Consider the following 12807-nt stretch of genomic DNA (forward strand, 5'->3'; position numbering starts at 1 on the left):
TCCACTCCTCATGTCAGGCCCGGCCCACGGCACCACAGGGGCTGTTGGCCACCGGCCGGAGTCAGGTCAGGGGATGGCACCGCGGATGCCGTGCGCGCGGTGCCGCGCCGGCTCACCGGGGCCGCGTCGGCGGGCTACGCCATGGGCGCCACCGTGGGCGGTCGGGCTGCGATTGCCGGACCTACCTTAGAACACATTGCGGTGTCCGGGGTCCCGCCGGGCCCTGTGTGGAGCAATATGGTCCACTTCGTGACCGGCAGTGTCCGTGTGACCAGTGATCCGCGCGCCCCGGGCGGCGGGGACGCACGAGGGGCGCGGACGGTGTCCGCGCCCCTCGTCCCGAACGGAGGCCGCCCGGGAGTGTTGTCGGGTCATCCCTCGTCAGGGACCCTGTGGATGTCCTGGAGGGCGACGCCCAGCCGTTCTCGGGAGCTCACGGCGAGGTGGTCGCCGATGGCCCGGCGCAGCACCTCCCGGTCGTCGAAGGGCAGCACTTCGCCCTTGACGTACTGGCCGGTCTCGTGGCCCTTCCCCGCGACGACGATCACGTCGCCCGGGCGGACGCGGTCCACCGCGATGCGGATGGCCTCGGCCCGGTCGAGTTCGACCGTGACGTGGGCGCGCTGGTCCTCGGGGACCTTGGCCACGCCTTCGAGCATCGCCGCGGCGATGGAGACGGGGTCCTCGGTGCGGGGGTTGTCGTTGGTGATGACCAGCTGGTCCGCCAGGCGGGCGGCGGCCTCGCCCATCAGGGGGCGCTTGGCGCGGTCGCGGTCGCCCCCGCAGCCGAGCACCATGGTCACGTAGCCGTCGGTGGTGGAGCGGAGCGCGGTGAGGACCGCCTCGATGGCACCGGGTTTGTGGGAGTAGTCCACGAGCGCGGTGAAGTCCTGGAAGGCGCGGGGCACGTCGTCGACGACCACGGGCTCCATGCGTCCGGGCACCCCCGGGGCGGCGGCGACGCCGGCGATCGCGGTCTCCAGCGGCAGGCCCGCCTCGACCAGGCCGACGATGGCGGCCATCGCGTTGGAGACGTTGAACGGCCCGGGCAGGCCGACGGAGGCCTCCGCCTCCATGCCGCCCGGACCGACGATCCGGAACCTGCTGCCCGTGGCCCCCAGGTCGACGTCCACGGCCCGCCAGTCGGCCTCCATGGCCGTGGCCGGGTCGGCGTCGGTGCAGCCGTCCACGGCGAAGGTGGTGACGGGGATCGTCCCGTCGGCCTGCACCATGTCCACCAGGGCGCGGCCGAACCGGTCGTCGGCGTTGACGACCGCGATGTCGCAGTACTCGGGGGTGAACAGCCGCGCCTTCGTGTCGAAGTAGTCGCGCAGGTCCGAGTGGAAGTCCAGGTGGTCCTGGGACAGGTTCGTGAAGATCGCCACGTCGTAGCGGGTTCCGCCGACCCGGCCCAGGGCGAGGGCGTGGCTGGAGACCTCCATGGCTGCGGCGGTGACGCCCTCCTCGCGCATGAGCGCGAACAGGCCGTGCAGGTCGGTGGCCTCGGGGGTGGTGAGGGAGGAGGCCACCCGCTCGTCCCGGACGCGCATCTCCACCGTGCCGACGAGGCCGGTGGTCATGCCGGCCCGGCGGAGCCCGGACTCGACCAGGTACGTGACCGTGGTCTTGCCGCTGGTGCCCGTGGTGCCGATCAGCAGCAGGTCCTGCGCGGGCTCCTTGAAGACCCAGGAGGCCGCCGTTCCGAGCGCGGCCCGCGCGTCGGGGACGACGATCACGGGCAGGCCGGTCGCGGCGGCGCGCTCGGCCCCGGCGGGGTCGGTGAGGACGGCGGCGGCTCCCGCCTCGGCCACCTGCCCGGCGAAGTCGGCGCCGTGGGCGCGCGTTCCCGGCAGCGCCGCGTACAGGTCTCCGGGGCCCGCCTTCCGTGAGTCGTGGGTGATGCCGCGTACGTGCACCTCCCTGCCGGGCACCTCGGCCGTGTGGTCCGCGCCGAGGTCCGGGCGCAGGAGTGTGGCGTCCGGCCCGAGCAGCGCTGCGAGGGCGGACAGGGGACGAAGTGGCGTGTGTTCAGGTCGCATTACCGGTGGCACGTGTGGAGGTTAACCGCTGCGGACGACCGGTCGGTAATTTCCACGCTGCGTGCGGCGGGGATTCTCCGGCGGGGCCCCGAGGCTCCCCGGCCTTCCCGCCCCCGGTCGGCGCCGGGACCGGGCGGGGCACGCCTCGGGGCCGCGGACCGTGCCCGGAGGACGGGAACCGGGACCGCGGCTCCCGGGGACCGGCGGCCGCGCCCCGCCGCGCCTACCCTGGAAGTCTCACGGGGGAGGGTGGAGTGGTCCGAACGGTGCCGGGCGCGTCCGGCGTCCGTCCGCTGGTGCTCGACGGCGGGCTGGCGACCCGCCTGGAGTCCTACGGCGCCGACCTGCGCGGCGGCCTGTGGTCGGCGCGGCTGCTGGCCGACGGGCCCGAACTGGTCCGCCGCGCGCACCGGGACTACTTCGAGGCGGGCGCCGACGTGGCGATCTCCGCCGGGTACCAGGCGAGCATCCCGGCCCTGGAGGCGCGGGGGCACTCGCGGCGCGAGGCCGCCGGGCTCCTCGCCAGGTCCGTGGAGCTGGCGCGGGCCGAGCGCGACGCGTTCGGCTCGGGCCTGGTCGCCGCCGGGGTGGGGCCCTACGGCGCGGCCCTGGCGGACGGGTCCGAGTACACCGGCGACTACGACCTGGACGAGGACGGCCTGTACGCCTGGCACCGCGAGCGGTGGCGCGTGCTCGCCGGCGCCGGGGCGGACCTCATGGCCTGCGAGACGATCCCCTCCCTGCCGGAGGCCCGTGCCCTGGGCCGGCTCCTCGCCGAGGTTCCCGGGCCGCGCGCGTGGATCAGCTTCTCCTGCCGCGACGGAGAGCACCTCAACGACGGCACCCCCCTGAGCCGGGCGGTCGCCGAACTCGCGCCGCTGCACGCGGCCGGGAGGCTCGTCGCCGCGGGCGTCAACTGCACCGCTCCCCGCCACGTCCCCTCCCTGGTCCGCACGGTGGCCGCGGCGGGCCTGCCCGCGGTCGCCTACCCCAACTCGGGGGAGAGCTGGGACGCGTCCCTCGGCCGGTGGACGGGCGTCGGCGATCCGGAGGGGTTCGGCAGGGCCGCGGTGTCCTGGTACGAGGCCGGAGCGGTGCTCGTGGGCGGGTGCTGCCGCACCGGCCCCGAGCACGTCCGCTCCGTGCGCGCCCGCCTGGACGCGCACCTGGGCCGCGGGGCCGGCCGGCGCCCCTGACCCCGCGGGTTCCGGGGCCCGGGGCCGGGGCGCGTCGCGCGGACGCCCCCGGCGGGCCGGCGCGCTAGCCCGCGTCCTCCTCGAACAGCCGGATGGCGGGCGGGTCGGTGTCCGTCGGCGGGACCTTCAGGGACTTCAGCGCGAAGGACATGATGTCGTTGAACACCGGGCCGGCCGCCTCGCCGCCGTAGTAGGTGCCCTGCGGGTTGTGCAGGACCACCTGGACCACGATCTCCGGGTCGTCGGCGGGCGCGAAGCCGGAGAAGGACGCCGTGTACCCGCCGTCCTCGTAGGTGCCCGTCTCCGGGTTGATGCGGTTGGCGGTGCCCGTCTTGCCCGCGACCCGGTACCCGTCGATGCGGGCCTGCGGCGCCGTGCCCTCGTCCCCGGTGACCGCCTCCAGCATGAGCGCGAGCTGTTCGGCGGTCTCCTCGCTGAGCACGCGGCGCTGCTCGGGCTCCTCCGCGGGGGTGAACTCCCCGTTCGTGTCGACCGTGCCCGCGACCACCGTCGGCGCCACCCGCACGCCCCCGTTGGCGACGGTGGCGTACACCGAGGCCATCTGGGCGGCGTTGACCGTCAGGCCGTGCCCGATGGAGACCGACGGGAGCTGCGTGCCCCACCAGTCCTCGGGCGCCGTCAGCACGCCGGCCTCCTCCCCCGGCAGGTTCAGCCCGGTCGGCTGGCCGAGCCCGAAGTCCTCGATGTAGGAGTGCAGGACCCCGGCCCCCACCTGGTCGGCGATCTTGATCGTGCCGACGTTGCTGGACTGGGCCATGATGCCGTTGACCGTGAGGCGCTGCGTGCCGTTGTTGCTGGAGTTGCGGAAGGTCTGGTCGTAGTACTGGAGGGAGTAGGGCACGGTGTACACCGTCTCCGGCTCGGTGAGCCCCTCCTCCAGCGCCGCGCCGACCGTGATGACCTTGTTGGTGCTGCCCGGCTCGAAGGTCTCCGCGACCGCCCCGTTGGACCACTGCTCGGGTCCGGTGGAGTCGATGTCGGCCTGGGAGTACGTCGGGAAGTCGGCCATCGCGAGGATCTCCCCGGTGCCGACGCGCTCCACGACGACGCTGCCGGCGACGGCGTCCAGCTCCTCCACCCTGTTCGCGAGGGTCTGCGCGGCGTACCACTGGATGTCCTGGTCCAGGGTCAGCCGGACGTCCTGTCCGGGCACGGGCTCGCTGACCAGGCCCCCGGCCATGGGGATCTGGGTGCCGTCGATGCCGACCTCGACCTGCCGCCGGCCCGACTCCCCCGCCAGGGTGCTGTCGAGGTAGCCCTCCAGGCCCTCCAGGCCGTGTCCCTCCGAGCCGACGAACCCGACCAGGTCGGCGGCCCCCGTCTCCTCGGGGTAGACGCGGTCGTAGGCCACCTCCGCGCCCACGCCGGACAGGCCCAGGTCGCGCAGCCCCTCCCAGTCGCGCGGCAGGACCTTCGTGGCCACCACCTGGTAGCGGGAGGGCCGGGCGTCGACCTTCTCGGTGACCTCGGCCTCGTCCAGGCCGAACCGGGTGACGAGCTCGTCGACGAGCTGGTCCCGCTCGTCCTCCTCGACCTCCTCGGGGTCGACGAAGACGTTGCGCACCTCCACCGACAGGGCGAACGGGTTGCCCTCGGCGTCGGTGATCTCGCCGCGCAGGGTGGGGATGTCGATGGTCTGGAGACGGGTCTGCGAGGCCGCCTCGGCGTACTGCTCCGCCTCCAGGCCCTGGATCTGCACCAGGCGACCGGCGAAGAGGAGCATGATGACGACGATCAGCACGCCGCCGAACTTGATCCGGCTGCGCGGCTCCCCCCGCCGGAAGGTGCGGCGCAGCAGGGGCGGGGGCGGGGGCGGCCCCGACCTGCGGCGCGCGGAGCCCCGCTCCCCGCCTCGCCCACCGCGCGCGGAACGCCCCTCGGACCGTGCCGAGGAGCGTGCGCGGGTGCCGCCGTCGGGGCGGCGCGGTTCACGCTGGGGGCGCTTGCTGGGCCCGGCCCCGGAACGGCCCGCCGCTCCGGGCCTGCGGGGGTCCCGGGGACGCCGGTCCCTCGGCGCGCTCACTCACCGCTCCCGGCGCTCCCGGTGATCTCACCGTTCTCGGGGTCGAGGAAGAGCGGGGCCTCACCCTGCTCCATGCCCATGGCCTCGGCCTCCTCCGCGATCCGCTCCGAGGCCTCCAGGCCCGCGACCGTGTTGCGGCGCTGCTGCTCCTCGTAGGCCAGTTCCCGGTTCTCCGCCTGGAGGCTGGCGATGGTGAAGGCCTCCTGGGCGACGACGCTGCGCAGCACCAGCAGGGCGACCAGCGCTCCGCCCAGCAGGCACAGGACGAGGAGGACGAAGGGGATGCGCGGCGCCGGGCGGGCGCGCGCCGCCCCGGCCTTGCGCCCGGGGGCGCGCCCGGGCGAGGCGGGGGCGGCTCCCCCTCCCTTCCCGCTCCCGCCCTTGCGGGCCGGTGCCCGGCGCGTGTCCGTCCTCGTGCTCATCTGGTCTCCCTACTGCCGCGGCGGCCGAACCCGTTCGGCCGCCCGGAGGCGGGCCGACTGGGCGCGCGGGTTGCGTTCGTTCTCTTCGTCCGTGGGGAGCTCGGCCCCCCGGGTGAGGAGCCGTAGCTCGGGCTGCCTGTCCGGGAGGGGGACCGGCAGGTCCGCGGGCGTGGTGTCGGTGGCCAGCGCGGCGAGGGCCCTCTTGGTCATCCGGTCCTCCAGCGAGTGGTAGGACAGCACGGCGATGCGCCCGCCCACGCCCAGGCGGGAGACCGCCGCGGGCAGGGCGCGCTCCAGGATGGAGAGTTCGGCGTTGACCTCGATGCGCAGGCCCTGGAAGGCACGCTTGGCGGGGTGCCCGCCGGTGCGGCGGGTGGCCGCGGGGATGGCCTCGCGGACCAGTTCGGCGAGTTCGCGCGTGGAGTCGATCGGGCCCTGTGCGCGCCGCCGCTCGATGGCCCTGGCGACGCGGGACGCGAAGCGCTCCTCGCCGTAGGTGCGCAGGACCCGCGTGAGTTCGCCGACCGGGTAGGTGTTGACGACCTCGGCCGCGGTCAGGGACTGGGTGCGGTCCATGCGCATGTCCAGCGGCGCGTCGTGGGCGTAGGCGAAACCGCGGTCGGTCTCGTCCAGCTGCGGCGAGGACACCCCCAGGTCGAGCAGGACGGCGTCGGCGCCGGGGACGCCCGCCTCGTCCAGCGCGCGCGGGATGTCGGAGTAGAGCGCGTGCACGAAGTGGGTGCGGTCGGCGTAGGGGGCGAGGCGCTCGGCGCTGCGCTCCAGGGCCGTGGTGTCGCGGTCGACCCCGACCAGGCGCATGGTGGGGCAGGCCTTGAGCAGTGCCTCGGAGTGGCCGCCCAGCCCCAGGGTGCCGTCCACGAGCACGGCCCCGGGCTCGGTGAGCGCGGGGGCCAGGAGTTCGATGATCCGGTCGAGCATGACCGGTACGTGCAGCGGGTCCGTCCCGGCGCGGGCCGCGGCGATGCGGTCCCCGATGCCGCTTCCCCGCCCGGCTCCGTCCCCGGTGTCCTGGTGTTCGCGGGCCGGGCCGTCCCCTTCGGGCTGCTCGTGCTGCCGGGTGTCCCCCATGCGGTGCTGTTCCTCCACGCTTTCGCCGTCTCCCCCTGGTCGCCGCGGTAGCGCCACGATGGTGCGCTCCGCGGTGTCCTTCGCGTGGCCCGGCCGGGTTTCGGCAAGGCCTTCCGGACACGGCCGCTATTGTCCACCGTTCGGCGGACCCGTGTTCACGACCTGGCACCGGGGAAGTCGCGCCAGCTCGTGTGCGCCGTGTCCGGAGGCCGTTGCCGACCCCCGGTCTGCAAGGGTGTGGACTGTCGTGCCGCTCGTTCCGGCGGTGGCTCCGCCGGGTTCACAGCACCCCGGGCAGCACCTCCTCGGAGAGCTGCGCGAAGGCCTGCTCCTGCTCGGCCTCGTACTCGGACCACGCGTCGGCGTCCCAGATCTCCAGACGGGTGTTGGCGCCGATGACGACGCACTCGCGCTCGAGACCCGCGTACTCGCGCAGCTTCGACGGGATGGTCACCCTGCCCTGCTTGTCGCAGGTCTCGTCGGAGGCGCTGGCGAAGAGGACCCGGCTGTAGTCGCGAACGGACTTGGCCGTGACCGGGGTGCTGGCGAGCGCGTCGGTGATGCGCCGGAACTCCTCCGTCGGGAAGACGTAGAGGCAGCGCTCCTGGCCCTTGGTGACCACCAGACCCCCCGACAGCTCGTCGCGGTACTTCGCGGGAAGGAACAGCCGTCCCTTCTGGTCGAGGCGAGGCGTGTGGGTGCCGAGGAACACACTCCCACCCCCTCACTCCCCGAAGTGGAGAATTCACCCTCTCCACGATGCTCCACCTTACTCCACTCTTCCCCACCGTCAACAGCTCCAATCGGGATTCACACCCCGAAGAATCCACAAATGCGCAGGTCAGGAGGGTGGGGCGGGCGGAGCCCGCGCGGATGCCGCCGGGTGTCGTCCGGCACTCTCCCCCCACATACCCGCCGACCTGCGAAAACGACCCCTCCACGCGCACGGGCGCACGGAGGGGGCAGGGTGTGCCGCGTGGGCGCCGCCAATGCCCGGAAGAGCGATTCGGGCCCTTTGACCTCTTTGGTTGCCCGTGGAATCAATCGGCCGCCGATTCCGGCACTTTGGTTTGCAATCGCTCCGATTGGGCCTAGCCTCGGTTCCGAACACCGACACACGAAGCCATACGGAGCGGGAGGGGTCTCGTGTCACTCGGCACACACCACGGCGGTCGCGGGGGCGGTGTCCAGGAGGACGTCGGCGAGATCGTCGCCGTGGCGGACCGCGTCCGCGGCGCCATCGAGACGGTCATCGAGGGCAAGCCGGAGGTGCTGCGCATCGCCCTGACGGTCCTGCTCGCCGAGGGGCACCTGCTCATCGAGGACGTCCCGGGCGTCGGCAAGACCATGCTGGCCAAGGCCCTGGGACGGGCCGTGGACTGCTCCGTGCAGCGCGTCCAGTTCACCCCGGACCTGCTCCCCAGCGACATCACCGGCGTCAGCGTCTACCACCAGGACCGGCGCGAGTTCGAGTTCAACCCCGGTCCGGTCTTCGCCAACATCGTGCTGGGCGACGAGATCAACCGCGCCTCCCCCAAGACCCAGGCGGCCCTCCTGGAGTGCATGGCCGAGCGCCAGGTGAGCGTGGACGGGCAGACCCGCGCGCTGGAGCGCCCGTTCATGGTGGTGGCCACGCAGAACCCCTCCGACATGGAGGGCACCTACGCGCTCCCCGAGGCGCAGCGGGACCGGTTCATGGCCCGCGTGTCCGTCGGCTACCCGGCCCCGCAGGCCGAACTCGACATGATCGACTCGCACAGCTCCCGCTCCCCCCTGGACACCCTCGTCCCGGTGACCGACGCCGCACAGATCCGCGACCTCACCGACCGCGTGCGCGCGGTCCACGTCGCCCCCGGTATGCGCCGCTACGTCGTCGACCTGGTCAACTCCACCCGGACCAGTCCCGACCTGCGCCTGGGGGCCTCACCGCGCGCGACCCTGCACCTGGTGCGGGCGGCACGCGCGTACGCCGCCCTGGACGGGCGGCACTACGTCGTCCCCGACGACGTGCAGGCGCTCGCCGTCCCGGTGCTCGCGCACCGCCTGCTGCCCGCGCCCGAGGCGCAGATGGAGCGCCTCTCCCCCGAGCAGATCGTCGCCAAGCTGGTCGCGCGCCTGCCCGTGCCCGGACCGCAGTAGCCGCGCCCCCGCGGGGGCGCGGCGTCCCGCTCCTCCCGCCTCCCCGCCTGTCCCGCCCGCCGGGTGCGGGCCGCCTCCGAGAGAGGGTCCATGCGTCCGCCCGACGTCCGACACCAGGCACCTCCCGCGCACACCCCCGCACCGGGCGTCAGCCGCGGGACTCCCTCCGCGCCGCCGCCCGACACCCTCCACCCGCAGGAGCGCCCCCGCCGGACCCTCACCCCGCGCGGGGTGTTCATGCTCGTGTTCGGCGCGATCGCCCTCGTGGCCGGCCTCCTCGTCGGACAGCGTGAGCTGGTCGCCGTGGGCGTGCTCCTGGCCGCGGTGCCGCCGCTCTCCGCCCTCACGGTCCTGGGAGCCGCCTCCCGGGTCGTGCACAGCCGGACCGTGGCGCCCGTCCGCGTGCCGGCCGGCCACGACGCCCGGATCCTGGTCAGGATCGGCAACTCCTCCCCCGTCTGGCCGGTCGCCTCGCTGTCGGTCGAGGACACCCTGCCGGTCCCGCTGGGCGCCGAGCCCCGGTACACCGTGGGCCACCTCGGCCCCCGCTCCGTCCGCGACGTCTCCTACCTGGTCAGGCCGGCGACACGCGGCAACTACCCGGTGGGCCCGCTCCGCGTGGCGGTGACCGACCCGCTGGGGTGCGTGCGCGTCGGACGCCGTGTCGGGGCGCCGGCCCACCTGCTCGTGACCCCCGTGACCGTGCCCCTGGCGTCGCCGGGGTCCGCCGACGGCTCGCAGGGCGAGGAGAGCCCCCGCCGCTCGGTGACCGGGGCCGGGGAGCAGGACCCGGTGCCGCGCGAGTACCAGTACGGGGACGAACTGCGCAGGGTCCACTGGCGCTCCACCGCCAAGCACGGTGAGCTGATGGTGCGCCGGGACGAGCAGCACTGGCGTGAGAACAGCACGATCCTGCTGGACACCCGGTGGTCCGCCCACCGGGGGCACGGCCCCGCCGGGTCCCTGGAGACGGCGGTCAGCGTCGCCGCCTCCGTGGCGCTGGGCCTGCTCGACGGCGGCCACGACCTGCGCTTCCACACCGAGCGCGGGCGGGTGCCGACCATGAGCGCCGCGGGCGTCCTGGACGGCCTGGCCGTCGTGGAACCCTCCGACACCCCGGGACTGCTCGGCGGCATCGGCCTGCTCGGCACATCCCGCGGCACGTCCAGCCTGGTCGTGGCGGTCCTGGGGGCGCTGTCCCCCGACGAGGCCGCCGCCCTCGCCCGGAGCGGAGGACGGGGGGCGCGCGTGGCCGTGCTGTGCGCCCACGCCGCGTGGGAGGGGCCGGACGACGCGGCCGGCGTCCGCGACATCCTCGCGTCCGCCGGATGGCGCGCCCTCGTCCTCTCCTCCCTCGCGGACCTGCCCCGGCTGTGGTCCCTCGCGGCAGTCCGCACCGGAACGCACGGCCCCGTCCGGGCCGCCGCGCCCCGCACCCCCGGAAAGGGTCCGCGTTGAGAGCACTGATGCCCCTGGCGTCCCTGGTCTGCCTGCTGTCGGCGCTGCCCCTGCTGGGCACGGTCGTGCGCGGCGAGACCTGGTGGGTCCCCGCGGCCTTCGTGACGACCGCGGTCTGCGGGATCTCCGCGCTGTACCGGCTGAGCGGGTGGAACTCCCTGCCCGTGCCGTTCCTCCAGCTGTTCGCGGTCGCGTTCCTCAGCACGCCCCTCTTCGCCCCCCACGAGGCCCTCCTGGGCCTCCTCCCGACCTGGGACTCCCTGGAGCACCTGGCGCAGGTGTTCGGGGAGGGCGTCGCCAGCATCGACGGCAACGCGCCGCCGGTGGCGGCCTCCTACGGGGTGACGATGATCATCGCGCTGGTGTTCGCGGTGTTCGCGATGGCCTCGGACTTCCTCGCGGTGACCGCGCGCTGTCCCGGCATGGTCGGCGGCCTGCTGCTGGCGCTGGTGACCGTCCCGCTGGTGGTGGACGACGCCGGCGTCGGAGCGGTGGCCGCGGCCTCCTGCGCCCTCGGCTTCCTGTTCCTCCTCGCGGTGGACATGTGGGTGCGCGGACGCGAGTGGGGCACGCGCGTCCCCGACGGCCGCGACCCCTCGGCCCGCCTGCTCGGCCGGGTGCTCCGGGTGGCGACGGTGTCGGCGGCCTCGGCCGCGGCCGTGCTGTTGGCCCTGACGGTGCCGCTGGCGGTGCCCTCACTGCGCAGCGACGCGTTCTACGCCATGGCCGACGGGGCCTACACCGGCGGGGACGTCCTCACCACGACGCACCCGCTGGTCTCGCTCCGCCGGGAGCTGGGGGCCTCCTCCGACCGCACCGTGCTGACCTACCGGACCGACGCCGAGCAGCCCGACTACCTGCGCACGTACGTGCTGAACGAGTTCGACGGCGAGAACTGGACGATGACGCCGGTCAGCGCCTCGGGCGACACCCTGGTCAGCGGGGAGCTCCCGCTGCCCGCCGGGTGGGACGGGGAGCCCGACGGCGGCCCGGTGACGACGCGGATCTCTCTGGACTCCGACTCGCCCCGGATGGACTTCCTGCCGCTGCCGTACTGGGCGCGCGCGGTGGACGCCCCCGGGGAGTGGTACGCCGACCCCGACAGCCTCATGGTGTTCACCACCGACAGCCCTCCCACGGGCCTGAACTTCTCCGTGGAGACGGTGGACCGCGTCCCCACGGGCGACGAACTGGCCGGCTCCGGGGCCCCCGTCTCCCTCCCCGGCGACCACCGGAACCTGCCGAGCGGCCTGGACCCCTCGGTGCAGGCGCTGACGGACGGCCTCGTTGAGGGCGCGGAGTCGCCGTACGAGCGGGCCCTCGCGATCCAGGAGTACTTCACCGGGGGCCTGTTCACCTACGACCTGTCCCCGCCGGGGGTGCCCGAGGGTGCCGACCCGCTCTCCCACTTCCTGCTGGAGGACCGGGTGGGCTACTGCGAGCAGTTCGCCGGGGCCATGGCGGTCATGGCCCGGCAGGCCGACATCCCCGCGCGGGTGGCCGTGGGCTACACGGCCGGCGAGCGCATGGGCGACGGCCGGTGGGCGGTCACGGTGGGCGACGCGCACGCGTGGCCTGAGCTGTACTTCGAGGGTGCGGGCTGGGTGCGGTTCGAGCCCACCCCGGCCGCGAGCGGCGGCGAGGGGCAGGGCTCGGCGACGGTGCCCGACTACGCGTCCGGCGACGGCGGCACCGGGGAGCGGCCCGCCGAGGAGCCCGGCGGCCCCGACACGGAGTCCTCCCCGAGCACGGATCCGAGCGAGGACGCCGAGGAGCCCGACGCCTCCCCCGGGGCGGACGAGGCGCCCGAGGACCGGGAGACCGAGCCCGCCTCGGCCTCCGGCGGCGGCTCCGACGCCGGACCGGACCTGTCCTGGCTCCCCGCGGCGGGGGGTGTGGTCGGCGCACTGCTGCTTCTGGCTCTGCCCGCCCTGGCGCGGGCCCTCCTGCGCTGGTCCCGGACGGCTTCGCTGTCGGGCGGCGAGCCGGCCGCGGCCGCGCACACCGCCTGGCGGGAACTCCGGGACATCTGCCTGGACCTGGGCGGCCCGTGGGCGCCGACCGAGAGCCCGCGTGCCACGGCCGAGCGGCTGTCCCGCTTCGGGACGGGGACGGACGTCCCCCGCCCCGACGGCGTTCCGGCTCCCGTGCCTGCGGAGGCCGTGGCGGCGCTGTGGCGGCTGGCCCTGGCCGAGGAGTCGGCCCGCTACGCGCCCGCGCCGACCGGGGCCGGGGGGCTGCGCGCAGACCTGGCGGCGGCCTGTGCCGGCCTGGCCGCCGCGGCGGGGAGGGGGGCCCGGGTCCGCGCGGCCCTGCTGCCCCGGTCCCTGGCGCCCTGGCACAGGCCCCGGCCCGCGCGGGACCTCGCGGCCACGACGCCCTAGGAGTTCCCCGCCCGCCCGCGCCGGTCGGCGCGGGCG

General features: G+C 74.8%; 9 protein-coding genes. 4 read left to right on the top strand and 5 right to left on the bottom strand.

Going from position 1 to position 12807, the window contains the following annotated elements; translation table 11 throughout:
• Nucleotides 1-371: 371 nt before the first annotated feature.
• Nucleotides 372-2039, bottom strand: a complete 1668-nt coding sequence (locus tag ACWGL3_RS17190) for a UDP-N-acetylmuramoyl-L-alanyl-D-glutamate--2,6-diaminopimelate ligase (RefSeq protein ID WP_267945823.1) — start codon at nucleotides 2037-2039, stop codon at nucleotides 372-374.
• A gap of 254 nt (nucleotides 2040-2293) precedes the next feature.
• On the opposite strand from ACWGL3_RS17190, the gene mmuM reads away from it, so the two are divergent.
• Nucleotides 2294-3235: a homocysteine S-methyltransferase gene (gene mmuM, locus ACWGL3_RS17195; protein WP_267945824.1), complete on the top strand. Its 942-nt coding sequence runs from the start codon at nucleotides 2294-2296 to the stop codon at nucleotides 3233-3235.
• 64 nt (nucleotides 3236-3299) lie between these two features.
• On the opposite strand, the gene ACWGL3_RS17200 is transcribed toward mmuM, so the two are convergent.
• The 4 genes from ACWGL3_RS17200 to mraZ all read right to left on the bottom strand — a co-directional run bounded on the left by ACWGL3_RS17200 (nucleotide 3300) and on the right by mraZ (nucleotide 7502).
• The gene (locus ACWGL3_RS17200) at nucleotides 3300-5279 is read right to left on the bottom strand and encodes a peptidoglycan D,D-transpeptidase FtsI family protein (protein WP_267945825.1); all 1980 of its coding nucleotides are present in this window, start codon (nucleotides 5277-5279) and stop codon (nucleotides 3300-3302) included.
• Complete coding sequence (locus ACWGL3_RS17205) at nucleotides 5276-5701, bottom strand: hypothetical protein (protein WP_344180776.1); 426 nt, start codon at nucleotides 5699-5701, stop codon at nucleotides 5276-5278. Before ACWGL3_RS17205 ends, ACWGL3_RS17200 begins: the two co-directional genes overlap by 4 nt.
• Before the next feature lie 9 nt (nucleotides 5702-5710).
• Nucleotides 5711-6790 carry a 16S rRNA (cytosine(1402)-N(4))-methyltransferase RsmH gene (rsmH, locus tag ACWGL3_RS17210; RefSeq protein ID WP_267950455.1) on the bottom strand — a complete coding sequence of 360 codons (1080 nt, stop codon included), beginning with the start codon at nucleotides 6788-6790 and terminating at the stop codon, nucleotides 5711-5713.
• 280 nt (nucleotides 6791-7070) lie between these two features.
• Nucleotides 7071-7502, bottom strand: coding sequence for a division/cell wall cluster transcriptional repressor MraZ (gene mraZ, locus ACWGL3_RS17215; protein ID WP_267945827.1), 432 nt, complete (start codon nucleotides 7500-7502; stop codon nucleotides 7071-7073).
• A gap of 434 nt (nucleotides 7503-7936) precedes the next feature.
• Here mraZ and ACWGL3_RS17220 point away from each other — a divergent pair, with 434 nt between their 5' ends.
• The 3 genes from ACWGL3_RS17220 (at nucleotide 7937) to ACWGL3_RS17230 (ending at nucleotide 12771) form a co-directional block, all read left to right on the top strand.
• A complete protein-coding gene (locus ACWGL3_RS17220) occupies nucleotides 7937-8929 on the top strand; it encodes an AAA family ATPase (protein ID WP_267945828.1) in 993 nt (330 codons plus the stop codon).
• A 237-nt stretch (nucleotides 8930-9166) separates the two neighbouring features.
• Nucleotides 9167-10387, top strand: a complete 1221-nt coding sequence (locus tag ACWGL3_RS17225) for a DUF58 domain-containing protein (RefSeq protein ID WP_267950456.1) — start codon at nucleotides 9167-9169, stop codon at nucleotides 10385-10387.
• A gap of 8 nt (nucleotides 10388-10395) precedes the next feature.
• Entirely contained in the window at nucleotides 10396-12771 is a 2376-nt protein-coding gene (locus tag ACWGL3_RS17230; protein ID WP_452461530.1) for a transglutaminaseTgpA domain-containing protein, read from the top strand.
• The last annotated feature ends 36 nt before the right edge of the window (nucleotides 12772-12807 follow it).

The organism is Nocardiopsis sp. NPDC055824 (genome assembly GCF_053616335.1).

What these genes read in the sequence shown, in the direction of transcription:
- ACWGL3_RS17190 (WP_267945823.1), bottom strand. Translation starts at nt 2,039, where the DNA reads ATGCGACCTGAACACACGCCACTTCGTCCCCTGTCCGCCCTCGCAGCG.
- ACWGL3_RS17205 (WP_344180776.1), bottom strand. Translation starts at nt 5,701, where the DNA reads ATGAGCACGAGGACGGACACGCGCCGGGCACCGGCCCGCAAGGGCGGG.
- rsmH (WP_267950455.1), bottom strand. Translation starts at nt 6,790, where the DNA reads ATGGGGGACACCCGGCAGCACGAGCAGCCCGAAGGGGACGGCCCGGCC.
- ACWGL3_RS17225 (WP_267950456.1), top strand. Translation starts at nt 9,167, where the DNA reads ATGCTCGTGTTCGGCGCGATCGCCCTCGTGGCCGGCCTCCTCGTCGGA.
- ACWGL3_RS17230 (WP_452461530.1), top strand. Translation starts at nt 10,396, where the DNA reads ATGCCCCTGGCGTCCCTGGTCTGCCTGCTGTCGGCGCTGCCCCTGCTG.